This window comes from Methanothermobacter sp., assembly GCA_030055615.1.
Taxonomy (GTDB): domain Archaea; phylum Methanobacteriota; class Methanobacteria; order Methanobacteriales; family DSM-23052; genus Methanothermobacter_A.
In genome coordinates this window covers 217440-244184 of sequence record JASFYN010000003.1, presented here as the reverse complement: position 1 = coordinate 244184, position 26745 = coordinate 217440, and the positions used below count along the sequence as shown (strand labels likewise).

20 protein-coding genes and 2 tRNA genes are annotated in these 26745 nt (G+C 40.3%); 11 read left to right on the top strand and 11 right to left on the bottom strand.

The genetic code is table 11. The features are described from left to right. Positions 1–233, top strand: a 233-nt coding sequence (locus QFX38_06855) for a TCP-1/cpn60 chaperonin family protein (protein ID MDI9624586.1), incomplete at its 5' end; no start/stop codon positions are given. Positions 234–259: 26 nt separating this feature from the next. Here QFX38_06855 and QFX38_06850 read toward each other — a convergent pair. From QFX38_06850 to QFX38_06835, 4 genes are all read right to left on the bottom strand, one after another. Beyond that, entirely contained in the window at positions 260–1411 is a 1152-nt protein-coding gene (locus tag QFX38_06850) for a thiolase domain-containing protein (GenBank protein ID MDI9624585.1), read from the bottom strand. A gap of 11 nt (positions 1412–1422) precedes the next feature. After that, positions 1423–2463: a hydroxymethylglutaryl-CoA synthase gene (locus QFX38_06845; GenBank protein ID MDI9624584.1), complete on the bottom strand. Its 1041-nt coding sequence runs from the start codon at positions 2461–2463 to the stop codon at positions 1423–1425. A gap of 166 nt (positions 2464–2629) precedes the next feature. After that, positions 2630–2703: transfer RNA gene (locus QFX38_06840), tRNA-Gly, on the bottom strand. Positions 2704–2705: 2 nt separating this feature from the next. After that, a tRNA-Gly gene (locus QFX38_06835) sits at positions 2706–2779 on the bottom strand. 91 nt (positions 2780–2870) lie between these two features. Here QFX38_06835 and QFX38_06830 point away from each other — a divergent pair. Then, the gene (locus tag QFX38_06830; GenBank protein MDI9624583.1) at positions 2871–3617 is read left to right on the top strand and encodes a heparan-alpha-glucosaminide N-acetyltransferase; all 747 of its coding nucleotides are present in this window, start codon (positions 2871–2873) and stop codon (positions 3615–3617) included. Between the two features lie 310 nt (positions 3618–3927). Here QFX38_06830 and QFX38_06825 read toward each other — a convergent pair whose 3' ends face one another. The 3 genes from QFX38_06825 to uvrB form a co-directional block, all read right to left on the bottom strand. Continuing rightward, entirely contained in the window at positions 3928–6567 is a 2640-nt protein-coding gene (locus QFX38_06825; GenBank protein MDI9624582.1) for an HAD-IC family P-type ATPase, read from the bottom strand. An 835-nt stretch (positions 6568–7402) separates the two neighbouring features. Next, entirely contained in the window at positions 7403–10276 is a 2874-nt protein-coding gene (uvrA, locus tag QFX38_06820) for an excinuclease ABC subunit UvrA (GenBank protein MDI9624581.1), read from the bottom strand. A gap of 16 nt (positions 10277–10292) precedes the next feature. Next, positions 10293–12239, bottom strand: coding sequence for an excinuclease ABC subunit UvrB (uvrB, locus tag QFX38_06815; protein MDI9624580.1), 1947 nt, complete (start codon positions 12237–12239; stop codon positions 10293–10295). 101 nt (positions 12240–12340) lie between these two features. Here uvrB and uvrC point away from each other — a divergent pair, with 101 nt between their 5' ends. The 3 genes from uvrC to QFX38_06800 are packed head-to-tail and all read left to right on the top strand — an operon-like array spanning position 12341 to position 15653. Further along, positions 12341–14083: an excinuclease ABC subunit UvrC gene (gene uvrC / locus QFX38_06810; protein ID MDI9624579.1), complete on the top strand. Its 1743-nt coding sequence runs from the start codon at positions 12341–12343 to the stop codon at positions 14081–14083. A gap of 11 nt (positions 14084–14094) precedes the next feature. Continuing rightward, the gene (locus QFX38_06805; protein MDI9624578.1) at positions 14095–15228 is read left to right on the top strand and encodes a DUF362 domain-containing protein; all 1134 of its coding nucleotides are present in this window, start codon (positions 14095–14097) and stop codon (positions 15226–15228) included. 20 nt (positions 15229–15248) lie between these two features. Beyond that, a complete protein-coding gene (locus QFX38_06800; protein MDI9624577.1) occupies positions 15249–15653 on the top strand; it encodes a secondary thiamine-phosphate synthase enzyme YjbQ in 405 nt (134 codons plus the stop codon). Positions 15654–15664: 11 nt separating this feature from the next. On the opposite strand, the gene pheT is transcribed toward QFX38_06800, so the two are convergent. Continuing rightward, the gene (gene pheT / locus QFX38_06795) at positions 15665–17308 is read right to left on the bottom strand and encodes a phenylalanine--tRNA ligase subunit beta (protein ID MDI9624576.1); all 1644 of its coding nucleotides are present in this window, start codon (positions 17306–17308) and stop codon (positions 15665–15667) included. Positions 17309–17647: 339 nt separating this feature from the next. On the opposite strand from pheT, the gene QFX38_06790 reads away from it, so the two are divergent. Then, on the top strand, positions 17648–17920 hold the full coding sequence (locus tag QFX38_06790) for an ATP cone domain-containing protein (protein ID MDI9624575.1): 273 nt from the start codon (positions 17648–17650) through the stop codon (positions 17918–17920). Here QFX38_06790 and QFX38_06785 read toward each other — a convergent pair. Continuing rightward, positions 17915–18949: a site-specific DNA-methyltransferase gene (locus QFX38_06785; GenBank protein MDI9624574.1), complete on the bottom strand. Its 1035-nt coding sequence runs from the start codon at positions 18947–18949 to the stop codon at positions 17915–17917. The two genes, QFX38_06790 and QFX38_06785, sit on opposite strands and share 6 nt — an antisense overlap. 73 nt (positions 18950–19022) lie before the next feature. Here QFX38_06785 and QFX38_06780 point away from each other — a divergent pair, with 73 nt between their 5' ends. Next, complete coding sequence (locus QFX38_06780; GenBank protein ID MDI9624573.1) at positions 19023–20393, top strand: DASS family sodium-coupled anion symporter; 1371 nt, start codon at positions 19023–19025, stop codon at positions 20391–20393. Here the strand turns inward: QFX38_06780 and cobQ are convergent. Next, the gene (gene cobQ / locus QFX38_06775) at positions 20382–21902 is read right to left on the bottom strand and encodes a cobyric acid synthase CobQ (protein MDI9624572.1); all 1521 of its coding nucleotides are present in this window, start codon (positions 21900–21902) and stop codon (positions 20382–20384) included. The two genes, QFX38_06780 and cobQ, sit on opposite strands and share 12 nt — an antisense overlap. Before the next feature lie 76 nt (positions 21903–21978). Here cobQ and QFX38_06770 point away from each other — a divergent pair, with 76 nt between their 5' ends. Then, positions 21979–22737, top strand: coding sequence for a PAS domain S-box protein (locus QFX38_06770; protein ID MDI9624571.1), 759 nt, complete (start codon positions 21979–21981; stop codon positions 22735–22737). A 103-nt stretch (positions 22738–22840) separates the two neighbouring features. After that, the gene (gene lonB / locus QFX38_06765) at positions 22841–24733 is read left to right on the top strand and encodes an ATP-dependent protease LonB (protein MDI9624570.1); all 1893 of its coding nucleotides are present in this window, start codon (positions 22841–22843) and stop codon (positions 24731–24733) included. On the opposite strand, the gene QFX38_06760 is transcribed toward lonB, so the two are convergent. After that, entirely contained in the window at positions 24730–25593 is an 864-nt protein-coding gene (locus QFX38_06760; protein ID MDI9624569.1) for a ribose-phosphate diphosphokinase, read from the bottom strand. The genes lonB and QFX38_06760 overlap by 4 nt on opposite strands. A gap of 110 nt (positions 25594–25703) precedes the next feature. Here QFX38_06760 and hypA point away from each other — a divergent pair, with 110 nt between their 5' ends. Beyond that, a complete protein-coding gene (gene hypA, locus QFX38_06755; GenBank protein MDI9624568.1) occupies positions 25704–26075 on the top strand; it encodes a hydrogenase maturation nickel metallochaperone HypA in 372 nt (123 codons plus the stop codon). Between the two features lie 4 nt (positions 26076–26079). Next, complete coding sequence (hypB, locus tag QFX38_06750) at positions 26080–26727, top strand: hydrogenase nickel incorporation protein HypB (protein MDI9624567.1); 648 nt, start codon at positions 26080–26082, stop codon at positions 26725–26727. The last annotated feature ends 18 nt before the right edge of the window (positions 26728–26745 follow it).

Here is a 26745-nt window from a genome sequence, read left to right as displayed (position 1 = left end):
CCCATGAAGAGTCACCATACATGGGCTTAGATGTTTTCGAGGGTAAAGTAGTTGACATGAAAGAAGCTGGAGTACTAGAACCACACAGAGTCAAAAAACAAGCCATACAATCAGCAGCAGAAGCAGCAGAGATGATACTAAGAATCGATGATGTCATAGCCGCTGCAGGAGAAGAAGGTGGAGAAGAAGGAGAAGGAATGGAGGGAATGGAAGGCGGAATGCCACCAATGTAAACCCCTCCTAAACTTCTTCCTTTTTTTTATCTTGAGAATATATGGACAACAGCTGTTCCACCAGTACCCCCTATATTATGTGTTAATCCTATTTCTGCACCCTCTACTTGTCTTTTACCTGCTTCTCCCCTGAGTTGCCATACTATTTCCACTGCTTGTGCTATGCCAGTTGCACCAAGTGGATGACCCCTTGCTTTAAGACCGCCAGAGGGGTTGAATGGAATATCGCCATCACGACGCGTTAAACCTTCTTCGAACGCGAGTCCGCCTTCACCCTTTTTGACAAATCCGAGGTCTTCTATTGCTAGTATGCCATTGATGCTGAAACAGTCATGAACTTCGATCACATCAACATCCCGCGGCTCTAGACCTGCCATTTTAAAGGCCTTTTTTGCTGCGTGTACAGTTGCATCAATTCTTGTAATGTCTTTTCTATCATGTAATGCTATTGTCCCTGAAGCGTGCGCCGAAGCCTTCACATAGACTGGTGTATCGGTATATTCCTTCGCTTTTTCAGCTGAACATAATATTATAGCGGATGCGCCATCAGATATGGGTGAACAATCAAGCAATCTCAATGGACTGGCAACCATACTAGAACTTAGAACTTGTTCTATTGTTATTTCCATTGGAAAATGGGCTTTAGGGTTCTTAGCAGCATTTTCATGATTTATAACCGATACCATTGCAAGTTGTTCTCTTGTTGTCCCGTACTCGTACATGTGACGCCGGGCCATCATGGCATAGAGTGAAGGGAATGTAACTCCTTGTTGGGCTTCCCATTCCTGATCAGATGCTGTTGCTATCGCAGGGGTTGGATCAACGACATCTGTCATTTTTTCCACACCCCCTACGAGTACCATGTCATGGTAGCCGGAGGCTATGGCCATTATGCCGCTTCTGAGAGCGAGACCTCCTGAGGCGCAAGCCGCTTCTACCCTAGTGGCTGGGATGGGTGTGAGTCCTGCGTGGTCTGCTATTAAGGAAGCTATGTGTTCTTGTTTGATGAATAGTCCGGCTGACATGTTCCCAATGTACATTGCTTCTAGGTCGGCTCCTCCGATCCCCGCATCTTCGATGGCTTCTAATCCTGCTTGTGTAATCAAGTCTCTGAATGATATGTCCCATAATTCGCCGAATTTTGTCTGTGATACTCCGATAATTGCAACATCTCTCATTTTATCCCACCTTAGGCCATTTTGAGTTTTTCTTTGAATTTTGCATATAATGCATAGTTGATGTATGTTTTATTTTTGATCATTTCTTGGACTTTTGGTGCAAGTTCTTTTTTTTCTTCTATTCCATCTTCTACTCTGATTATGAAGGCGTCACTTCCCGCGCCGGAACCATAGGATACTGCTAGTATCAAGTCCCCCGGTTTTGCTATGTCTAGTGTTGCTGCGAGTCCAATGGGTGTTGCACCTGAATAAGTGTTACCTATTTTGGGAGTTAAAAGTCCAGGTTTTATTTGTTCTGTTTTGAAGCCTAATTTTTTAGCTGCTTTAAGGTAAAATTTACCATTGGGTTGATGAAATACAGCATAATCAAAATCAGATGTTTTGAGATTTTCTCTTTCCATTATGTTTTTTGCAGCTGAGATCACATGCTTGAAGTATGCGGGTTCTCCTGTGAATCTGCCACCGTGACGGGGATATGGCATGCCTTCCCTCCTGTAAAAATCTGGTGTGTCAGTTGTGAAACTATAGGTGGCTTCTATCTCTGCTAGTAGATTACTTTTTCCTATGATGTATGCTGCACCTCCTGCTGATGCAGTATATTCTAGGGCGTCACCAGGCGCTCCTTGGGCGGTGTCAGCTCCTACTGCAAGACCATAGTCTATTATCCCAGCCTTTACCAAACCTAAACATGCTTGCATCCCGGCTGTGCCTGCTTTACATGCGAATTCGAGGTCAGCTGCTGTTAATTGTGGTGTTGCCCCGATGGCTTCGGCCACTATTGTTGCGGTTGGTTTAACAGCATATGGGTGCGATTCTGACCCCACATATATTGCTTCTATCTTATCAGGGTCTATTTGACCTCTTTTCAGGGCGTTTCTCGCAGCTTCAACGGATATGGTCGCGGTATCCTCGTCAGGGGCTGGTACGGACTTCTCTTCGATGATTAGACCCTTCATGATGGTTTGGGGGTCGTCTCCCCAAACTTTTGCTATTTCTTCAATTTTTATCCGATATAATGGGATGTAAACCCCGTATCCGACAATTCCAGCCATGAAAATCACAACCTATTTTAATTAGATGAAGATCTTTCCAACCAAAATTTGAAATATAAGATTTTATTTTAACATTCCTCTATAAGCTTATAAACTTTTTTCTCCCAAGTTTTTGAAACAAATACCAAGAAGAAAAAAATTTTGATTGTGGAAGAGAACGAGTACATGCGGTTGCCGGGATTTGAACCCGGGTCGCGGGCTTGGAAGGCCCGAGTCCTAACCAGACTAGACTACAACCGCAATGCGGCGTCCGGGATTTGAACCCGGGTCGCTGGCGTGGCAGGCCAGTGTCTTAACCAGGCTGGACTAACGCCGCATACATTTCAGTGTAGACTATTATCAGATATAATATATAAAATTTTTGATTAGAATCAAATTTTATCATGGAAGGTATAAAATAGTTTATAATGTCGATTCAAAAACTGGATCAGAGATTCTGGGAAGTGGACTTACTCCGGGGAATTGCAGTTTTAATGATGATAACCTTCCATTTATTTTTCGATTTGAACTATTTAGGGATCGCATCATTTAACATCCAGGGGGGACTTTTATGGTTTTTTGGAAGATTAACAGCCTCTATTTTCATATTCCTTGTGGGAGCGTCCCTTAAGCTCAGTTATATGCGCACAGTCCTCTCCAGATATAAGGGCTTGCTCATTTTAAAATATGTGAAGAGAGGTTTAAGGATACTATCATATGGTTTTATCATCACCTTTGTAACTTGGTTGTTAATTGGTAATGGCTATATAATATTTGGGGTTCTGCATTTTATAGGAGTCGCTATAATACTCAGTTACCCTCTCCTGCGCTATGAAAAATTAAATATTCCATTGGCCATTTTATTCATAATAATGGGCCTTTTCCTCCTAAATCAAAGATTCGATATCAATTATCTTTTCTGGCTTGGTGTAATACCAAAGGATTTTTACACACTCGACTATTTCCCGATTCTACCATGGATGGGCGTAGTCTCCATTGGTATATACACCGCTGGGAAACTATACAATGACTATAAAAGGAGATTCCCTCTAAGAGATTTTTCAAGTTATAAAATTATAGGGTTTCTAGCATTCATTGGAAGACATTCACTCTTCATATACTTCATCCATCAACCCATCATCATGATTATCCTATTCATGATTAAAATCTTTTAACAGGCCGGATTGTGGAAAACACTAAAATCATTTCCAGGAATCAGATACCCAATTTCGAATGAAATAGAACCCAAAAAAATAATTTTTCAATTTGTGACAAAATCGATGTACATAGTATAACTGTAATGACCTCCCACCATATACTACATGAATGATGGAGGATGTAAACATACCATTTGGTAACAAGTGGTAAGGAGCATCAAAATCTCAGCTAATGCAATTGAAATCTAAACTTGGAGATCTGCTGATTATAACATTAACATTTATGAGATCCCTCTCCGTGAACCATACTCTGTATTGTAAGTTTACCTCATGTTCCTCCACCCTTTCGCAAGAAGTACTTCTCGATCTCTATTAATAAAAGACCTGTAAGAGAAAATGGAATTATAATGGCCCACCATTGAACTGGAAAGGCCATTGTCCTGAATATGAATTCAAGTGCAGGTACATATACTATGAGGATTGTGATAAACAGGGTGAAGAGTATACCATAGATCACCCACTTGTTTGTTGCCGGGATCCTGAGGACTGACTCATCCAAGGATCTTGCAGTCAGGAGATAGAAAACATGAACGAAAATAACGGTTGTAAAGGTGACTGTACGGGCCTCTGGAACTGTAAGACCCCATAAAATTCCAATCTGGAACACCGAAAGGCCTGAAAGGGCCATTGCAACTGACACCAACCCGACCTTCCTGATGAATGTAGCATCCACTATCCCCTCATCTGGCTTCCTGGGGGGTCTTTCAAGGACGGCTTCATCTGATGCTTCGGCCACAAGGGGTAGGGCTAGGAATACTCCATCAAACATGTTTATCCAGAGAATCTGGAGGGGTAGTAGAGGCAGATAAACCCTGAATGCATCAGTGATGGGTGAAATGAGGAATGAAAGGAGTATTATGAGGGCCTGGCCACCACTGGTTGGGAGTACATAATATATTATCCGCCTTATCCTTTCATAGACGTTTCGACCTTCACTGACCGCTGCAACTATGGTTGAGAAGTTATCATCTGCAAGAACTATGTCAGCTGATTCCTTTGCAACGTCAGTGCCACTTCCCATCGCAACACCAACATCGGCCATTTTAAGGGCGGGGGCATCGTTTACACCATCCCCTGTCATTGCAACTATCTCACCATCATCCCTTAGAATTTCGGTTATAATATGCTTGTGCTCAGGGGTCATCCTTGCAAAAACATTACATTCCTCAAGGGATTTCCTCAGTTCATCAGGGTCCATTGATGAAATTTCAAGTCCTGTAAGAACAGTTCTAGTTTCGATTTCAAGTTCACCTGCCACGGCCTCTGCTGTGCCTGCATGATCCCCTGTTATCATGATTATCCTTATACCAGCAGATTTACATTTTCTAACCGCTTCAATGGCCTCAGGTCTCGGGGGATCAATCATCCCCTGAAAGCCAAGGAATAACATCTCATGGAGGTCTTCATCATGGATTTCAGCTTTTGAATGTTTTCGGGCTGCAAAGGCAAGGACCCTAAGACCCCTGGATGTCATCTCGTGTAGTTTAACCATGAGCCTTTCTCTTTCAATGGGAACAATCCCATCAAAGGTGGTTTCATAATTGCACATTTCAATTACCCTTTCAGGGGATCCCTTGACATAGATCATACCATCATCTGTGAGTACAGCCATGTACTTCCTTGATGAATCAAAGGGTATTTCATCTATACGCCCTTTCTGATCTATTATTCCACCTTTATGAGCTGCCACAATCAGTGCAGCTTCTGTGGGGTCACCATGGAGCTTGCCACCCTCGAGAGATGCATTGTTACAATTAAGGCCGCAGAGGAGAACATCTCTTAATGGCCTTGGAACTTCAGTTATAGCCGAACCTTTAAGCTTTATTCTTCCTTCTTCATTGTAACCTGTTCCTTCAACCTCATAGAAGACCCCTCCAGAATATATGCATTTGACTGTCATCTCATTCTTTGTAAGGGTTCCTGTTTTATCTGAGCATATTACGGTAACGCTTCCCAGAGTTTCTACTGAAGGGAGGTTCCTGACTATTGCATTTTTATCTGCCATCACCTTCACTGCAAGGGCCAGGGTGACTGTGAGGACAGCCGGAAGTCCCTCAGGTATGGCTGCAACAGCCAAGGATGTTGATGCTAAAAAAGCAAATACGGCATCATAACCGAATATCAGTGCTGTGATGAAGTTAAAGGCTGCAACTGCAATTATTGTAACTGCGATTATGCGTGAAAATTCGTCAATCTTCCTTAGGAGTGGCGTTTTAACCTCCACTCCTTGAACCTTCTCTGCTATCTTCCCGAGTTCTGTGTCTGTTCCAGTTGATATTACAACTCCCTTTGCCCTACCTTCTGTTGCGACTGTCCCGCTGAATAAGATATTCCTGAATTCACCCTTCTCTATATCATCGTCATTCAAAGGGGTGTTGTCCTTTTCAACCGGCACTGATTCGCCTGTGAGGGCGGATTCATCCACCAGAAGGTTTTTTGATTCAATGACTCTTATATCTGCAGGTACTTTCTCCCCTCCTTCAATTATGACAATATCTCCTGGTACAAGAAATTTGGAGGGGATTTTTTTCCTTTCGCTATCCCTTATTACTGTGGAACTGGATTCAGTCAATTTTTGGAGGGATTCGATGGCCTCTGCTGCTTTACCTTCTTGTATAAATCCTATGATGGAATTTAGGATTACAACCCCGGCTATAACAGCTGTGTCAATCCATTCGTCTATGATTGCGGTGAAGACAGAGACTGTTAGCAGAATGTATACGAGTAGGCTCTTGAACTGTTTTATGAATCTAAGCAGTGGATGTGGCTTTCTGAATTTAATCTCATTTAATCCCTCCAGTTCAAGCCTTCTTCTGGCCTCTTTTTCTCTTAAACCATCATCTGAAGTTCCAAGGTCTTCAAGTACCTCGCTGATAGTAATCTCTGATAATCTCTTCCACCGGGCCATTTACAACACCTGCGTTATGGGATTATGTTTTTTGTTTTGAATAAAGTTTTTGAGATCCTTTGGCTGTATTTATCTGGAAAAGATCTTATTGGAATATGAACATAATTTTAAGGAGTGATGATCCACCAGAGGATGACAAATGGAAAGGAAAGCGAAGATAGAGAAATATTAGGGTGGTTTACATTAGGATGAATAGATCTACACCACCGGGGGATAGCTTAATGGATTTGGGCTTAGCTCAGGGCGAAGCCATATATCAGCTTGTTATACATTCGTGGTGGGATAGAATATGAAGCATTCCGAAGAGTTGGCAGGGGGGACGCCATGAGACTATCTCATTTTCCCTTTAAATTTTGGTATTAATCGAGGAATCTCTTTTGCGCATTGCTTGTATTCTCCACCAAATTTTTTAATGAACTCCCTTTCTTATCCGCATGATCAGAGCTGCCAAAGACAAGATAAAAAATAAAAGACCATATAAGTTTCCAGCGATCAATGTAAACCATAATAATAAAATTAAGCCTGATAAATAGATAGGATGCCTAACTTTTGCGTAAATTCTTGTCTTTACGAGGTTTTGCCCCTCTCCCGTGTTTGCAAGAGGTGTATAATATCTACCTATATGTGCCAAGGAAAATCAGAATAAAACCAAGTAAAGCAATTAGAAACATGTATTCTTCTTCGAGTATAGTGATGATGGCATTAACAGGAAGTGTTATATAAAGGATATAAATGAGATAAAAGGTATAATCTCTACTCTTATTTTATACTCTGCCACCATAACATCTTAGCACCGTTAAGTTGGAGCGTAAGTGAAGGCCGCGCATCCTATATGTTAATCTTTGACTTTATCTGCTTCTATGATTGTTGTTTCAAATGGGGGTTTTGAAGATTCTATAACCTTTTTTAAGAACCTTCCAGTATATGTTCCTGATTCAGCGACCTCTTCGGGTGTTCCCTCAGCGACTACCCTACCTCCTTCTTCGCCTCCTTCTGGTCCAAGGTCTATTATATGATCGGCCATTTTAATAACATCAAGGTTATGTTCTATGACCACCACAGTATTCCCTGCATCCACAAGACGATTCAACACGTCTAAAAGCTTTTTTATATCATCAAAGTGCAGGCCTGTGGTAGGCTCATCTAATATATAGAGTGTTTTACCGGTGCTTTTTCTGCTTAGTTCCTTTGCAAGTTTGACTCTTTGGGCTTCACCACCAGATAATGTTGTTGCAGGTTGTCCCAGTTTTATATAGCCTAAGCCGACATCATATAATGTTTGGAGTTTATTCTTGGCTGATGGGATGTTATGGAAAAAATCTAATGCTTCTTCGACGGTCATGTCAAGTATTTCAGCAATATTTTTACCCTTGTATTTGATCTGTAGCGTCTCCTCATTGTATCTTTTACCTTTACACACTTCACATGGGATGTAAACGTCGGCTAGGAAATGCATCTCTATTTTTATGATCCCATCCCCGTTACAGGCTTCGCATCTACCCCCTTTCACGTTGAAACTGAATCTGCCCGGCCTGTATCCTCTCTTTTTCGCTTCGGGTGTTTGGGCGAAGAGTTCTCTTATAGGTGTGAATACTCCAGTATATGTTGCAGGGTTAGAACGGGGTGTGCGCCCAATAGGTGACTGGTCTATTATCACAACTTTGTCTAGATAATGTGCACCTTCTATACTCTTATGTTTACCAGGGTTCATGTGCTTGTTGTTCAGTCTCTGATACAGGCCCTTGTAGAGAATTTCATTCACTAGGGTGCTCTTACCGGAGCCTGAAACGCCTGTAACACATGTGAATACCCCTAATGGTATTTTAACGTCGATATTTTTCAAGTTGTTTTCACTAGCCCCTTTTATGGTGATGTATTTGTTTTTTTGTCTTCTTTTAGGGGGTGTTGGTATTGTTCTCCGGCCTGATAAATATGCTCCTGTGAGCGAATTTTTGTTTTCCTTTATATCCTCGGGAGTTCCTGTTGCTACTATGCGCCCTCCATGTTCACCCGCCCCCGGGCCAATATCAACAATATAATCAGCGGATAGTATGGTTTCGGGATCGTGTTCAACTACTATTAGGGTGTTCCCAAGGTCTCTGAGTTTTTTGAGGGTGTTGATTAATCGGATGTTATCTCGTTGATGGAGGCCTATGGTTGGCTCATCTAAAATGTAGAGCACTCCCACGAGCCTTGAGCCTATTTGCGTGGCGAGTCTGATCCTTTGGGCTTCTCCACCTGCGAGCGTCCCTGATGACCTGCTTAATGTCAAATATTCTAATCCCACATCTACTAGGAATTTTAAACGTTCTTTTATCTCCCTCAGAACATCCTTGGCAATGTGTTCTTCTCTGGGTGTTAATTTAAGTCTTTTGAAGAACTCTAATGCTTCTTTAATTGACATTTCAGTTATTTCATGGATTGATTTGCCATTGATTGTAACTGCAAGACTTTCAGGACGGAGTCTGCTACCATTACATGCAGGACAGGGCCTGTTACTCATGAACTCTCCGATGTATTTTCTCATGTAATTGGATTTGGTTTCTAGGTATATTCTTTCTAGGCGGGGGATAACACCCTCGAATCTTCTATTGACCCGATATTTCCTATTCTTTCTTTTGAATACGAATTGTATCCTATCCTGGGATCCATATAATATGATTTTTTGGTGTTCTGGGTCGAGATCTTTGAATGGCGTGTCCATACTAAATTCATAATGTTTGGCTACTGCTTCAAGCATTTGATAATAGTAGTTTTCTTTTTTCAAAGATTTGCTCCATGGTATGATGGCTCCCTGGTTTAGTGAGAGTTCTGGGTTTGGGACTACAAGGCCTGGGTCTATCTCGAGTTTGCTTCCAAGGCCATTGCATTCGGGGCAGGCTCCGTGTGGACTGTTGAATGAGAACATCCTGGGACTGATCTCTTCGAAGTTTATGCCGCAGTCTGTACATGCGAAATGTTCGCTGAAAACCTTTTCTTCCATCTTATCAGGGTATAGGATTATTAGGGTGCCTTCGCCTAGTTCTATGCTTGTTTCAATGGAATCTGCTAGTCTTTTTCTGAAGTTTGTATCTGAGCGTATTATGAGTCTGTCCACTACGACTTCTATTGTATGCTTACGGTTTTTTTCAAGGTTGAAGTCTTCTTCTAGTCCGCGTATTTCACCGTCTACTCGGACCCTTGCATAACCGTCCTTTTTGAGTTTTTCCAGGACTTTTTTATGTTCTCCTTTTCTGTCTTTTATTATTGGGGCTAGGATGTAGATTTTTGTACCGTCTTCTTCTTCAAGTATCCTGTCAACTATTTGTGTTGAGGTTTGTTGTGAAATTTCTTTTCCGCAGATGTAACAGTGTGGTTTGCCTATGCGTGCGAAGAGTAATCTAAGGTAATCATATATTTCTGTTATTGTCCCCACGGTGGATCTTGGGTTCATCTTGGTTGCTTTCTGGTCTATGGATATTGCTGGTGATAGTCCTTCGATATAGTCTACGTCTGGTTTCTTCATTTGGCTTAGAAATTGTCTTGCATAGGCTGAGAGTGATTCGACGTATCTTCGCTGTCCTTCTGCGTATATTGTGTCGAATGCGAGTGATGATTTCCCTGATCCGCTTATCCCGGTTATAACAATGAATTTGTTCCTTGGGAGTTTGAGGTTTATATTTTGGAGGTTGTGCTCCCTGGCACCTTTGATCACGATATTTTTATCCATTTATATCCCTTAATTTTTATTTTGAGATGCCTTTAAGGGCCAGGATCTGGTCTCTGATCCTAGCAGCTTTTTCAAATTCGAGGTTTGATGCAGCTTTCTTCATCTCTTCTTCAAGATCTTTTATGATAAGTTTAACTTCATCCTCTGGAAGTTCATCCAAATCTTCTACTCTTATCTTCTCTTTTTTGACTTTGAGGCTTCTCTTAGCACTCTTTGGGGTTATGCCATGTTTCCTGTTATATTCGAGTTGCATTTCCCTCCTCTTGTTAGTGGTTTCTACCGCAGCCTTTACAGAGTCTGTGAGTTTGTCAGCATATAATATGACTTCACCTTTAACATGGCGGGCTGCTCTACCAATTGTTTGGATGAGTGATGTTTCAGATCTTAGAAATCCTTCCTTGTCAGCGTCTAGAACAGCTACTAGTGAAACTTCTGGCAAGTCTAATCCTTCCCTTAATAGGTTGACTCCGATGAGGCAATGGAATTCTCCTATGCGGAGGTCGTTGATGATATCAACTCTCTCGAGAGTGTCTATTTCAGAATGTAGATATCTTACCTTGATACCCATTTTTGAATAATAGTCTGTGAGGTCTTCGGCCATCCTCTTTGTAAGTGTGGTTACGAGTACACGTTCACCCCTTTTAATGCGATTGTTTATCTCAGAGAGGAGGTCGTCTACTTGTCCTTGGACCGGTCTTACTATGACTTTGGGGTCTACGAGTCCCGTGGGTCTTATTATCTGTTCAACAACCTTTTGGCTTCTTGAAAGTTCATATTCTCCTGGGGTTGCCGAGACATATATTATCTGGTTTATGCTTTCTTGGAATTCCTTGAATTTGAGGGGACGGTTTTCTAATGCTGAGGGTAATCTGAAACCATACTCTATGAGGGTTTCTTTACGTGATCTGTCACCCTTGTACATTCCCTTTATTTGTGGTATTGTAACATGTGACTCGTCTATGACTGTTAGGAAATCTTCTGGGAAGTAGTCGAGTAATGTGTAGGGTTTATCACCCCAGTTGCGCCCGCTAAGGTGTAGAGAATAATTTTCGATACCTGGACAGTAACCCATTTCCTTTAACATTTCTATGTCAAATCTTGTGCGCTGCTCGAGTCTCTGAGCTTCTAAAAGTTTCCCCTGACCCTTTAATTCATTCAATCTTTCCTCAAGTTCCTCTTCTATGGATTCTATGGCCTTTTCCATGCGATTTTCTGATATTATGAAGTGTTTGGCTGGGAATATGGTTACCTTTTCTAGGTTTTTTATTCTTTCACCCTTGGTGGGGTGTATGAATGATATGGAGTCTATTTCATCTCCAAAAAATTCTATGCGTATTGGGGGCATCCCATGGACTGGGTTAACCTCTAGTATATCTCCGCGGACCCTGAATTGTCCCCTGTCGAATTCTATATCATTTCTTTCATATTGCATGTGCACGAGCTCTGATAAAACTTCCTCCCTATCTAACTGGGATCCCACGCTAAGTGAGAGCGTGGATTCCCCGTAGTCCCATGGGGCTCCTATACCGTAGATACATGATACGCTAGAGACCACGATAACATCATCCCTTGTGAGGAGAGATTGTGTGGTGGAATGTCTCATCAAATCTATCTCATCGTTTATTGAAGCTTCCTTGTCTATGTAAGTGTCTGTCTGTGGGATGTAAGCTTCTGGCTGGTAATAATCATAATAGCTTACAAAATATTCTACTGCATTATCTGGAAAAAACTCCTTAAATTCCTCGTATAATTGGGCAGCTAGTGTCTTATTATGGGAGATGATTAAAGTCGGCTTTTGAACCTCCTCTATAACATTTGCTATTGTGAACGTTTTACCAGATCCCGTGACCCCAAGAAGTGTCTGCTCCCTTAAACCTTCCTTTACCCCATCAACTAATTCCTTGATAGCCTTGGGCTGATCCCCTTTGGGCTCGAAATCTGATTTTAATCTAAATTTCATCATCAAATCACTGACAAAAACCAAGAATATACTAAAAAAGTATATTCGCGGCATCATATATAATCATTATGGGGTATTGGTTCCAGATTAGGTGGGGGTTATAATTGGCAGTGGCTGTTAAAAAGGTTGAGGATCTCCCAGATAAAATAGGAGTTTACATCCTAAAGGATAGAAAGGGTAACATACTCTATATCGGAAAGTCAATATCCTTGAGAAAACGTGTGAGATCATATTTCCAGCCTACAGATAATCCAAAAATAAAAAACATGAGAAAACACCTAGACCATGTAGAGTATATCCTAACAAACACTGAAAGGGAGGCTCTAATACTTGAGAGCAACCTTATCAAAAAATATAAACCACCTTATAATATCCATCTCAAGGATGATAAGAGATACCCTTACATTAAAATTACCAGCGAAGAATATCCGAGAATAACAATAACAAGGAGAATAACATCCGACGGAGCCTACCTCGGACCCTTCACGAACACATTCGCCGCGAAAAAAATGATTAAATTTCTAAAATCCTTATTTAAGATCAGGGACTGTAAAAGAATGGACGGACCATGCCTTAACAACCAGATGGGCCTATGTTACAGTCCATGCACCGGTAATATTTCAAGGAATGAATACATGCGGATGATCAGAAGAGTGGAGCTCTTCTTTCAAGGACAATACAAGGACATATTAGAAGAATTGGAAGAGGAAATGGAAGATGCAGCATCAAATTTAGAATTCGAAAAAGCAGCAACACTAAGGGACCAAATAATATCATTAAAAGAGGTCATGGGAAAAGAACAAACCACATTCACTAGAGGTATAGACAAAGATATTATAGCTATTAGATTCAATGATAAAGCGCATATCATGATAGTACACGTCAAAGATGGGAAAATCATAGGTAAAGAAGATTTAACCATGGATAATATCAGTGAAGAACCTCCTGAAGAGATATTATCAGCATTTATCCAACAATACTATTCAACACCACATCAAATACCAGAAGAAATAATCACAGAATATACTATAAACAGGAAAGGACTATTAGAGGAATGGTTATCCAACCTAAAGGGGGTTAAAATTAAAATCAGAACCCCCAGAGGAGGATCTGACCTAAAACTTTTAAAAGTTGCGGTTAAAAGCGTCCAAAAACTTTCAAAAGAAAAAACAGAAACCCATAGGATCCTAGCTGAATTAAAAAGGCAACTCAAACTCCCAAAACACCCCAAGAGGATAGAAGGCTACGATATTTCAAATATTAGTGGAGAGGCGCCAGTAGGATCCATGGTGACATTTATAGATGGAAAGCCTGCAAAGGGCCTTTACAGACGATACAAGATACACACAAAAGGACCTGATGACTATGCCATGCTCCGCGAAATCATCAAAAGAAGATACTCAAAAAATGAGACAAAAGCAGACCTCATAATAGTAGATGGTGGTCGAGGACAATTAAATTCAACTTTAAGCGTCCTTGAATCATTAAAAGTTAAAATACCGGTTATAGGAGTCGCTAAAAAAGATGAAAAAATATACACACCCTATTCGACGAGTCCAATAAAACTACCAAGAAATTCTAAGGTTCTACACCTCATACAACATGTCAGGGACGAAGCTCACAGATTCGCCATCGAATACCATCGCAAAATCAGAAATAAAAACTTTAGAGCTTCTCAACTCGATAAAATAAGAGGAATAGGACCCAAGAGGAAAATGAGACTACTAAAACACTTCAAAAGCACAGAGGCTATTAAAAGTGCTAGTATAGAAGAGCTAAGCCAAGTAGAGGGGATAAACAGGAAACTCGCTGAGAAAATCCACAAACACTTCCAAAAAACCCAATAGGGGGGGCATAATTGAAATCATTGATAGCAGTGAAAAAATGCACATCATACAATCCCTCAAGGGTCCAATGGGCCATCAGAGAATGTATCGAGAATATAAATGGATTTGAAGATTTAGAAAAAGGTGACCATGTACTCCTCAAACCAAACCTTCTAATGAGCGCATCACCAGAAGAGGGGATAACAACACACCCAACAATTGTAGAAGCCACAGCAAAAATACTACTCGAAAAAAATGTGAATGTCATGATAGGTGACAGTCCAGGAAGCCCCTACACCAACCTAGAAAACCTATGGGAAAAAACTGGGATGAAAACTATAAGCAAAAAATTAGGTATCAAACTATTAAATTTTGAATCAACGGGATCATACATCAAGAAGTTCAAATCAGAAAAATATCCCATAGCAAAACCTATACTCGAATGCGATTTTATCGTTAACCTCCCGAAGATAAAAACCCACAACCTAACAATATTAACATGCGCCATAAAGAACATGTACGGGGCTATCCCAGGAGCCAGGAAAACAGATTACCATAGAAAATACCCAAGACCATCAGAATTCAGTGAAAGAATAGTTGACATATATGAGCTCACACAACCAAACCTAACAATCGTAGATGGTATAATTGGAATGGAAGGCAACGGCCCATCAGGAGGCAATCCAAGAAAACTTGGAATCATACTAGCATCAAATGATACAGTAGCGTTAGACGTTTACATCCCCCACATCCTTGGAATGGATCCATATATGATACCATCTAATAGGATAGCGATAGAAAGGGGACTTGGCAAAGGTTTAAGTAATATTAAAATCATAGGGGAGGAACCCACAATATTAGATGATTTCAAATGGCCCTCGAATATATATCATGCCCTTGAATTTTTACCTTCAAGGTTAGCTAGAACACTTTTAAAGTTTTGGTGGTCTAGGCCTGCCATTGATGATAGAAATTGCGAAAATTGTGGTGTGTGTGTAGAGGCTTGCCCCACTGGCGCCCTTACTAAGGGCACATCATCTCCAGTATTTGATTATGAAAAGTGTGTGAATTGTTTATGCTGCATGGAGCTTTGCCCTCATCATGCATTTTATCATGAAAAAAGCTTCCTTTACAAGTTGACTTCACGCTTATCCAACAAGAGATAGGAGGTTTGATCATATTGGAAATGTTTTCGGATGAAATAAACATAAAGACTTCAAAGAGGATGGAACTTGTGAACATAACACAGAAGGTGAAAGATATTGTGAAGGCTTCGAATATCAGTGATGGTATCGTGAATGTTTTCACGAGACACACTACCTCAGCCATTTTCATAAACGAAAATGAATCAAGGCTTCTTGGAGACTTTGAGAAGGTTATTGAAAAGTTGATACCTATGGGCGGATCATATGGGCATAATGCCATTGATAATAATGCAGATTCCCATTTAAGGGCGATGATCATAGGTGGTAGTCAGAGCATACCCCTTATTGGTGGTTCCCTAGATCTTGGTACATGGCAGAGCATATTCTTTGTTGAATTTGATGGTCCAAGAAGGCGCAGAGTCAGAGTCACAATAATTGGCAGATAAACCCCGTGATTTTATCTGGCGGGGAATGTTATTTCAAAAGCGATTACAGGGTATTCTAATTTGAAGTTGGTTATAACCTCCGGGTGTAATTCTCCGAAAAACCCTGTCAACCCATTATCTTCTACTTTGGCGCATCTACCTTTTATAAAAGATGGATGATCCATGGGTTCTATTTGGAATTTGTATCCAAGATTTTCTATTATAGCCGCTACTGTGGATTTTATTTCGGTGAAATTGGCATTTGAGTGTATTATAGCACCTGCAAGTTTCTTAACTAGTCGAGTGTTTGTCTCTTGGGTCTTGTCGATGTATACTACGTCGCCTATCTCGAATATTTTCTGTGGCAAGTCTTCATGCCTGTTAGCTTCTAGGAATTCTAGCAGACTATTAAGTAAGCTTTTTCTTATCATTGTCCTATCTGTGGATATTGGCTGGGCCACTTCAACTCTTTCATCTTCTTTAAGTCTCATTTTATGGTAATGATTTTCTTCGTTGGTTAACATCAAACTCATGATCTCTTGGAAGCCAAGGCCTATCATGATTTCTCTTATGAACTTGTCAATCGCATACCACGGGTCTTCCTCTCCTATGGTTGGGATCGCTGGGATTTCAGGTTTGATATTATTGAAACAGTATTGTATTGCAATGTTTTCGATGATGTCGACTTCATGGAGTATATCGACTCTGTAGGGTGGAATTTTAACTTTAATTTCATCCTCTGATATGGTCTCTGCGTCCATCCTAGCCTTTCCTAGAAGATCTATTATGGTCTTTGAATCGAGTTTTATTCCTATTATCCTTGTAACATTCGAGACCTTTAATTTTTTTGTTTTGGCTGTTAGATTTGGTGTTTCAAGTTCTTTTTCGGGGCGGGATATTTTGAGGCTTTCTATTTTGCCATTGGATTCTGCGAAGGAAGTGCAGATTATATTCAATGTTTGCATGACAGCACGCTCGTCAGTCCCTGTGACGTCTATTAGGATGTTACTAGTGTCGTCTGTGAGTTTTGTAAGCTCTCCATTAATTATAGGTGGCATTGAGAGGACTTTCCCGTCCTTGTCAATGATTAGAGGATAACGATCAAATTTTTCCAAAAGATGGGCATATTCCACACCTTTTGGATGTTCTCTGAGTATTTGGGCTGGTGTCATTTCATGGTCACAATCAAGTGGAGTGAACTTCACCTCATCTGGTTTAACGGCTTTGTAGGTGAATGGAGCCTCCACCACGTCAAGGTTATGTATGCCTATGGCCACTTTTTTCCTGTCTCTTCCTATGACCCAATGTAGATCCTCTTGGAACTCCATAACCTGCTTTAACTTTTTATCATTAAAATTAACATTTTTAACGATGCCCATCCCAATATAGGGTCTTATACTTGTCACACTCTTATCTACATAGACTTTCATCTGGGATTTTTTAACCTTATAGGATGGCAAACCTTTCTCAAGGCCTAGGAAACCTTTAAGGCTTCTTGCAACACCTTCCACCGAAAGTTGATCTGGCCTGTTGGGGAAAAATTCCACCTTTACACTTTTTTCGTCGAATTCTTCGATGTCACTGCCCATCATGGGGAGAATATCAATAAGTTTGTCCTTGGTTATATCTATCCCTAGTTCTTTCAGATCCTCATATTCGAGTGTTATGACTGGCATTATAGAACACCGATGAGATTTCTATGAACCTAATATAGTAACATGAAATATAAAAATTACTGAATATAGTCTAATTTTAAGATCATTGTCTTTAGAATTCAGAATAATGTTTTTGTCTTTTCTGTTGTTTGGAGATCCCGTCGTGGAAAAGTGGATAGAAGAAGGAGGATTGATATGTTAAGTTTAAATATGTCCAAAAATAGAATATAATTTAGTGTCTTGATGGACGGTGAAGGGTAGAGGCTTCGTGAAACCCTAGCGGTTGGAGGTTAAGAGATTAGAGCCCAGCCTAATACCAGAAAACCTCATGAGATTGTTTCATGTGGATGGTGAAGAATGATGAGGGTTATAAAGAGAAGAGGGAGATTGGAACCATATAAGCCTTCGAAGATCAGAGCATCTCTTGAAAAGGCTACCATTGATGCGGGTTATAGTCTCGAAGAGAAAAGAGAGATAATAGATAAGATATATGAGACTGTAACCCGGAAATTGGAGGGTAAGGAGGAGATAAAGACCGATACTATAAGAATGTGTCTGCTCAGTGAACTCGATAAGTGTGAACCTTACATTGCAAAGTCTTGGAGGAGATTTGAGAAGAAATACAAATCATGAACAAATTTTCAAGGGTTTATAGGTTATTTTGAACTTGTTTTCATCATCTTTTTCAATTCCTTTTATTATGTGGAATAATATATCTCGTTCCTGTTTTGTCATAACATTGAAACTATAATATTTCGACCTATATCTAGTATTTTTCATTTTGATCAAGTTTAGATGTTTTTGTAGGCGCTCACTGATGAGTTTCCTTGATAGTTTTTTAACCTTTTTTATTCGCGTTTCTATTATATTCTTAAAATTGGTGTCGATCTCATATCCTATTGAATTACGGGCAGCGCACATTGCAGCTATCATTGTCGTCCCAGTACCCAGGAAGGGGTCTAAAATGGTGTCACCCTGGACTGAGTACATGTTTATCAGCCTATATGCTAATCTCAGAGGGTATGCTGCTGTTTTTCTTTTCATATTCTCATATTTTTGTGGGGTGCCTTTTAAATCAGTCCATATATCAGAAAACCATTCGTTTCTCTCTTCCCAGAAGTATGCACTATTCCTCCTTTTCTCTTTTTCCTTTTCTGTTTTGAATTGGCGGGGACCATCTTTCCGGAATATTAATATATATTCGTGTTCGTGCGTGACATAGGCATTTGGTGGTAGCATGCCAGAACCCATGAACTTTGTTGGCTTGTTGGTCTCCTTCTTCCAAATAATAAGTGGTAGAATATTGTAACCTTTCTTTTCAAAATAGTATATTATACGGGAATGGTTTGCGTAAACTTTGAAAGAATCTCCTATTTTCCGCGTGGCATCTCCTATATTGATGCAAACAATCCCCCCAGGAGATATCACCCTATCTATTTCATCCCAGACCTTATTTAGTTCTTTGTGCATGAGATTATATGCTTTCATCCCCTCCCCGTTTTTGAGGGCTTCACCTATTTGAGGATTAAACGATGAGAAGAGATTATCCCATATCTCTATCATGGGGTATGGTGGTGATGTGAGTACAAAGTTCACGCTCTCGTTGGTGATTTCATCCATATCCTTTGAATTTTTAAAAATTATTTTATGGACAGTTTTCATGCCCTTACTTCCCCCCGTATCATGGAAACATTTATATATAAAAAAAGGATACCATTTAAAGTTGGTGTCAATGATGGCCAGCACGAAGGATCATTTTTATCTTTTGATAAGCATATTATTAGCTTTAGTAGTTTATCTTATACCATTGCCTGGGATTGGATCTTCTGGCCATGCCGCCTTGTCATTATTAGTTTTCGCCATCCTTATGTGGATTAGTGAGGTTGTACCATTAGCTGTGACTTCCATGATCATATTATTTATACAGCCACTAATTGGTATTCAAAGTTTTGAAGATGCGGTTATAGGATTTGCAAATCCTATAATATTTCTTATAATAGGCGGCTTTATAATGGCGGATGCGATAAGAGAGAGCGGACTCGCACTTAGATTAACATACACACTCCTTTCAAAGCTTGGAATTTCCCCTAAGAGGACATTATTTGTGAGCATATTTTCAACGGGCCTCTTATCTGCTTGGATCGAAAATGTTGTGGCATTTGCAATGTTACTCCCAGTCATAAAAGAGATAATCGGCTTAATGGGCTGTAAAAGTGCAAAGAATGGTGAAAGCAATTTCGCCAAGAGCATGATCCTTGGAGCATCATTCGGTTCTTTGGCAGGTGGACTCGCAACAGAGATAGGAACAGCTCCTAACCTTATGGCAGCAGCCTACACGAAAATACCATTCCTAAACTGGATGATATTCGGATTTCCACTTTCAATAATACTCATGCTGATAATCTGGAAGATTTTACTCCAGATTTTCCCACCAGAAGTCCATGGCACAGAGAACAAAACCGTTGATGATAAACTCAATTTGCTCGGGCCAATGAAACGTGATGAGAAGATAACCCTCCTAATATTATTCTTTGCGATAGTACTTTGGGTTACAGCTGGTTGGACAGGCATAGATAGTTATTCTGTGGCTCTTATAGCTGGTGTGCTTTTCATTTTCGCGGGTGTGATAAATTGGAGAGATGTGCAGAAGAACATTGACTGGGGGCTTATAATATTCTTTGGTGGTGCTCTTTCACTTGGTTCCGCCCTCTTAAATACTGGGGCTGCTAAGTGGCTTATAAAGGATATAATAGTGACCTTAGGATCTCCTAACCCATTGATTATAACACTTGTCCTTATGGTTTTGGCTGTTAGTATAACACAGGTTATGTCTAATATAGCCTTGTCAGCTATACTTGTGCCTTTATCTGTCACCCTTGCCCATACGCAGCATTTACCTGTTGGTATTTATGCTGTGCCTGTTGCGATAGCATGTTCACTTTCTTTCATGTTACCTACAGCAGATCCTACGGTGGCCATGGCCCATGGGACGGGTTTTGTGAAGTTGCGGGATATTCCAAGGAGTGGAATTCCACTTATTATCATGGGGATAATCGTGACAATCTTCGTGCTTTTCACGATAGCAAGGCCTTTTTTAGTGGCTTGATTCTATTAGTTTTTCTATGAATTCTAGGTTGATGTTTTTTTCCACGGTCTTTGCTAGTCTTTCTATGGAAAATCTTGTATTATCTTTGAATTCGTCTATATTGTAGGGTATTTTTTCTAGGCCTTTTCTTTCGCGGAGTATGTTTGTGAAGTATCTGCGGAATTTTAGGTTGTGGAATATGCCATGTAGGTATGTTCCTGCAATGTTCCCTTCAACTGCCCCATCAAATTTTTTTCCTGGCATGTTACCGCAACCCTTTTTTAAGAGTATTAAGGGTTCGGAGTCTCCTAGGATTGTTGTGCCTTCATGGAGTTCGTAACCTTTGACTTGGACGCCCTTTAATCCTTGGAATATTCCATGGCCTATTATTTTTCCTTGGCTTTGTGTTATTATCTTTGGGGCGCCTGTGAATTCTGTTTTACAATCTAAAAGTCCTAGGCCTTCCATGCTTCCATGTTGTGATTCTCTATGATCCTTGTCTATTATTTTTTTGCCTAGCATTTGGAATCCTCCGCAGATCCCAAATATCAAGCTTTCATCTTTAAGATCGTTTATTTCATCGTGGAATCCTTTTTCTTTTAGGAATAGGAGGTCGTTTATTGTGTTCCTGGTCCCTGGTATTATTATGGCATCTAATCCGTGGAGTGTGTCTTCTGCTTCTATGAATTTTATTGAGACGTTTTTTTCATATTCTAGCGGGTCTATGTCTGTGAAGTTAGATATTCTTGGCAGTCTTAAAACTCCTATTTTTATTTTTCCTTTACTTTTGTATTTTCTCTCTGATAGTGAGGCCGAGTCTTCTTCTGGCAATTTGAGGTTTTCATCGTAGGGTATGACTCCAAGTACTGGGACTTTGGTTATTTCTTCTATTTTTTTGATCCCTGGCAATAGTATGTCTAGGTTTCCCCTGAATTTGTTTATGATCACTCCTTTTATCCTTTTTCTGTCTTTTTTGTCTAGTAGCATGAATGTGCCTGCGATGGATGCGAATACGCCTCCTTTGTCTATGTCGGCTACTAGTATCACGTCTGCGTCTGCTAAATGTGCTATTTCCATGTTTGCTAGGTCGTATTGGCGCATGTTGATCTCTGCTGGTGAACCTGCACCTTCGATGATTATAAGATCATAATTTTCTCTTAGATGGTCTAGGGATTCTTTTATGGCTTTTAAGGCTTTTTTTCGGAATTTCCTCTGATAATCATAAAAGTTCATGTTCCCTGCTGGTTTTCCATGGATTATAACATGTGATATGAAATCTTCCTTGGGTTTTAATAGTATGGGGTTCATGTGATGTGATGGTTCGACGCCTGCGGCCTCTGCTTGCAGAACCTGTGCCATTGCTATCTCCCTGTTCTCATTTGTTGTGTAAGAGTTGAGTGACATATTCTGTGATTTGAATGGCGCAACCCTGTATCCCTTCTTTGCGAATATCCTGCAAAGTGCAGCTACCATGACACTTTTACCAGCGCTTGATGATGTTCCTTGGATCATTATACACTTTGCGCTCATATGATGAGTATCCCCCAATGACTGTTAGGTATATATATCCAATATTTTAAAATAAAAAAGTAGTGAGGTTGATTTCATGGAATCTCCCAGCCTTGAAGATATCTTTTTTGAATATTCTAAAGGTGCTAATCTCATAGTAAGAGATTCTGTTATAGAAGAATATAATAGGGAATTCATAAAATTAATTGGCCTGCCAAAGGATAGATTAAAGAGGATTAATCTTGGGGATATTTTGGATACTAGCGTTTTAGGGGGGTTTGTTGAGGATTTACATACGGATCTTAGGGTTGATGGTTCTATTATACCTGTGCTTGTGACATGCGTCCCACTCGAGGATGGGAGGATATTCTTGTCAATGAAACCCAGTGAAAAATTGTTAGAAGGGTTTAAGTCCGTTTTTGAATCTACTGCTGATGCCATACTCATAGTTGATGAGGATGGCAGGATTTTCGAGGCTAACCCCTCATTCTATAGGGTATTCGGGTATGAACGTGATGAAATCATAGGCCAGGAACTTACCCTTATAATACCATCCGAATTTCATGAAGATTTTAAGGAGATGATGGATAAATTCAAGAGGAAGGGTAAGCATCCACTCGCAGGCAAAATATTCGAGACTAAGAGTCGAAGAGCTGATGGAACTATTATCTCAGTGGAAATGTCACTAACTCCATGGACTTTCAATGGGGAAAACTATATTACATCCATTATAAGGGATATCACTGATAGAAAGAAGATGGAGGAGGAGTTAAGGGCCAGGGAAGAGAAGTATCGTAGGATAGTTGAAAAATTCATACAGAATGCACTTGCACTTATAGCTGAGATAAAAAAATAATAAAATAAATAAATGTTAGAAAAATATTTAACCTATGAAAAACATCCTAGTATTATAGTGATTATTTTTTTAATCTCAAAATAGGGGAGGAATTTGGATAAAAATGACAACCGAGATTAAAAAGGCTAACATGAAGGAATCGTTTTCATATGAAACTTCAAAGGACATACCAGTCCCCAGGAGATTAATAGATCAGATAATAGGCCAAGAAGAAGCGGTTGAAACTATAAAAAAGGCTGCTAAGCAACGTCGTAATGTACTACTCATCGGAGAACCAGGCGTAGGAAAATCAATGCTGGCAAGGGCGATGGCAGAATTACTACCAAGGGAACAACTCCAAGATATACTGGTTTACCCCAACCTCGATGACCCAAACAATCCTGTGATCAGCACAGTACCCGCTGGTGAAGGTAAAAAGATTGTGATGAGTCACAAAAGCAGGGCAAGAGCCCAAGAAGAAAAGAAAAACCTTTTCATGATAGCTATAATAAGCTTCATACTCCTAATGGGGTTCATGCTCAAACAATTCCTAGCAGCCATAATAGCAGCAGGGATAATATTCCTAGCATTACAACAAGTGAGACCACAGAAAACAGTAATGGTACCAAAATTATTAATAAACAATGAAGGGAAAAAAACAGCACCATTCGTCGACGCAACCGGAGCTCATGCCGGTGCACTACTAGGTGATGTAAGACACGACCCATACCAGTCAGGAGGCCTTGGAACCCCAGCACATGAAAGAGTAGAGGCGGGGATGATACACAAAGCCCACAAAGGAGTACTATACATCGACGAAATAGGTACAATGAAGATGAAAACACAACAAGAACTCCTAACAGCAATGCAAGACAAGAAATATTCAATCACAGGACAAAGCGAAACCAGCAGTGGAGCCATGGTAAGATCACAAGCAGTACCTTGCGACTTCGTGCTCGTGGCTTCAGGTAACCTACACGTGCTCAAGGGAATGCACCCAGCATTACGTTCAAGGATAAGAGGCTATGGCTACGAGGTTTATATGAAAGACACCATGCCAGACACCCCAGAGAACAGGCAAAAACTTGTACAATTCGTGGCACAAGAAGTGGAAAAGGATGGGCGGATACCCCATTTCAACAAGGATGCCATAAAAGAGATCATAAGGGAAGCCCAGCGAAGGGCAGGTAAGAAAGATTCACTAACCCTAAAATTAAGGGATCTTGGGGGCCTTGTAAGAGCAGCTGGTGATATTGCAAAAAGTGAGGGGGCTGAACTCGTATCCAAAAAGCACGTGCTAAAGGCGAAGAAACTTGCAAGAACCCTCGAACAACAGATAGCAGATAGGTACATCACCCAAAAGAAAAAATATAGCGTTTTCAAATCCCATGGGAGCGAAGTCGGCAGGGTGAATGGATTAGCAATCATAGGGGATCGTAGTGGTATAATATTACCCATAGCCGCTGAGGCCGCCCCAGCACAGAGCAAAGAAGAAGGTAGGATCATAGCAACAGGTAAACTAGGTGAGATAGCCAAGGAAGCCGTCCAGAATGTAAGTGCACTTATCAAAAAATATACCGGTACCGACATTTCCAATTATGATATACACATACAATTCCTACAAGCTTACGAAGGCGTGGAGGGTGACAGTGCAAGCGTATCAGTCGCGACAGCAGTAATATCAGCCCTTGAAGAGATACCAGTAGACCAGTCAGTGGCACTTACAGGATCATTAAGCATAAGAGGAGATGTATTACCGGTTGGTGGAGTTACAGGTAAGATAGAAGCCGCGGCAGAAGCAGGGATTAAAAAGGTGCTCATCCCCAAGGCTAACATGGATGATGTGATGATAGAGAAGAAGTATGAGGGTAAAATAGAGATAATACCTGTTGAAAGCTTAGGGGATGTCTTAGAGCATGCTCTCATAGGTAAGGGTAAAGAAAGTTTAATAGAGAAGATGCAGAGGCTAAGCGATATAATGCCAAAGAGTATAATAAAGAACCCCACAGCCCATTAATCCCCTTTTAGGGCTTCTGCTATAAGCGGAGCCACTGATACCATGCTAATCTCTGATTTTATGGTATCAGTGGCTATAACATCATCCACGCCAACTGAGAATATTCTTAGTAGGGCATCATCAACAAGCACGGGATGTACACAAGCTACTTTGATCTTATTAGCGCCTTGACTGCGTAATATGCTAGCTGCATTGACAATTGTACCCCCTGTACTGATAATATCATCAACTATTATAGCACTTTTACCCTCCACATCAAACTTTTTGAGGCATGTCTCTACCTTTTCAGGTGAAATACGCACTTTTTTCATGTAATCGTATTCGCAGCCTATTATCTCAGCCATCGTCTTGGCATGGGCCAAGGCGCCCTTATCAGGTGCAACTATGATGGGATCATCAACCATTGGGGATAAATATTCTGCAAGTAGAGGTATGGCTGAAAGTTCATGGGCTGGTATGTTGAAAAATCTGATTATATTATGTTCATGCAAATTGATAGAGAATACTTCATCAGCACCTGCAGTTTCTATTAGTTCCGCTATTATCTTCACAGAGACGGCCTCTCCGGGTTTAAATCTTTTATCTTGCCTTGAATATCCAAGGTATGGTATCACGACTTTCACTTTATCGGCGCCAATATCCTTGAGGGTTTTTATTATTAAAAATAATTCCATGAAATTTTCATCTTGTGGATACCCTGTTGATTGGATGACAATAACCTCATCAGGGATTTCACCTTTTATCCTGATGTATCTTTCACCATCAGGGAATTTATGTGTTTCTATTGGACACAATTGGTCATGGAGTAGATTAGCAACTTTAGCAGCCAAATTTTGAGATGCGGAGCCCCCTATTATCAAGATGATCACCCTTGCAAAGAATATTTTAATATCTACATAGACTTTATATTAACTCCATCTATAGATAATATAAATCTCTACTATATTAGACTCTGAAAGGTGTGATTTGTTTGCATGAACTTTCAATGGCTGATGCTATTATAAAAACAGTTATTGACGCTGCTGAGAAGAACAATGCCATAGAAGTATTAGAGGTTACAATAGAGATCGGGGAGTTAACACTTCTTAACCCAGAGCAGATAAAATTCATATTAGAAGTTTTAAGTGAAGACACTATACTAGATGGTGCAAAGTTTAACATTGAATTGGTACCTGCCAAGATAGAATGTTCTTGTGGATATAAAGGGGGGATAAGCTCTGATGATGAATTAGACCATTATAATCCGATAATTTCATGTCCATCTTGTGGCAAGGGCAACTTTAAGATAATTGATGGGAGAGAATGCAACATCAAGAACATAAAAATTGAACAGGAGGAATAATATTATGCACAAGATTGCAGAGGTGGAAATACAAAATGATATACTAATAGCTAACAAGAAACTTGCAAAGCGTAATCAAAGATTACTTGATAAGGCAGGGGTCTTTGCAATAGACTTCCTCGGTGCGGTGGGTTCAGGTAAAACCACGCTCATAGAAAAGCTCATAGAAAATATGGATTATTCAATAGGCGTGATAGCAGGTGACATTATAAGCAAATTTGACGCAGAAAGAGTTAAAAAATATAACATCCCAGTGGTGGGTCTTAACACCGGTAAAGAGTGCCACCTCGACGCCCACCTCGTAGAACACGGCCTGGAAGACCTCCCACTTGATAAAATAGATTTATTATTCATAGAAAATGTGGGAAACCTCATATGCCCAGTTGATTTTGATCTTGGTTCACATATGAGAATAGTTATCATAAGCGCCACAGAGGGTGATGACACCGTCCAAAAACATCCGCTGATCTTCAAAGAGGCTGATCTTGTAATAATAAACAAGGTGGACCTTGCAGATGCAGTTGGCGCAGACATTGACAAAATGGTAGAAGACGTATCAAGGATCAACCCTCATGTAAAGGTTATAAAAACCAGCCTAAAAAATGATGAAGGCATTGAAGAGGTTATAGAAGCCATCTTAGAGGCTATGTAATCATCTTTTGTGGTGATC

What these genes read in the sequence shown, in the direction of transcription:
- QFX38_06850 (MDI9624585.1), bottom strand. Translation starts at nt 1,411, where the DNA reads ATGAGAGATGTTGCAATTATCGGAGTATCACAGACAAAATTCGGCGAA.
- QFX38_06845 (MDI9624584.1), bottom strand. Translation starts at nt 2,463, where the DNA reads ATGGCTGGAATTGTCGGATACGGGGTTTACATCCCATTATATCGGATA.
- QFX38_06830 (MDI9624583.1), top strand. Translation starts at nt 2,871, where the DNA reads ATGTCGATTCAAAAACTGGATCAGAGATTCTGGGAAGTGGACTTACTC.
- QFX38_06825 (MDI9624582.1), bottom strand. Translation starts at nt 6,567, where the DNA reads ATGGCCCGGTGGAAGAGATTATCAGAGATTACTATCAGCGAGGTACTT.
- uvrA (MDI9624581.1), bottom strand. Translation starts at nt 10,276, where the DNA reads ATGGATAAAAATATCGTGATCAAAGGTGCCAGGGAGCACAACCTCCAA.
- uvrB (MDI9624580.1), bottom strand. Translation starts at nt 12,239, where the DNA reads ATGATGAAATTTAGATTAAAATCAGATTTCGAGCCCAAAGGGGATCAG.
- QFX38_06800 (MDI9624577.1), top strand. Translation starts at nt 15,249, where the DNA reads ATGTTTTCGGATGAAATAAACATAAAGACTTCAAAGAGGATGGAACTT.
- pheT (MDI9624576.1), bottom strand. Translation starts at nt 17,308, where the DNA reads ATGCCAGTCATAACACTCGAATATGAGGATCTGAAAGAACTAGGGATA.
- QFX38_06790 (MDI9624575.1), top strand. Translation starts at nt 17,648, where the DNA reads ATGAGGGTTATAAAGAGAAGAGGGAGATTGGAACCATATAAGCCTTCG.
- QFX38_06785 (MDI9624574.1), bottom strand. Translation starts at nt 18,949, where the DNA reads ATGAAAACTGTCCATAAAATAATTTTTAAAAATTCAAAGGATATGGAT.
- QFX38_06780 (MDI9624573.1), top strand. Translation starts at nt 19,023, where the DNA reads ATGGCCAGCACGAAGGATCATTTTTATCTTTTGATAAGCATATTATTA.
- cobQ (MDI9624572.1), bottom strand. Translation starts at nt 21,902, where the DNA reads ATGAGCGCAAAGTGTATAATGATCCAAGGAACATCATCAAGCGCTGGT.
- QFX38_06770 (MDI9624571.1), top strand. Translation starts at nt 21,979, where the DNA reads ATGGAATCTCCCAGCCTTGAAGATATCTTTTTTGAATATTCTAAAGGT.
- lonB (MDI9624570.1), top strand. Translation starts at nt 22,841, where the DNA reads ATGACAACCGAGATTAAAAAGGCTAACATGAAGGAATCGTTTTCATAT.
- hypB (MDI9624567.1), top strand. Translation starts at nt 26,080, where the DNA reads ATGCACAAGATTGCAGAGGTGGAAATACAAAATGATATACTAATAGCT.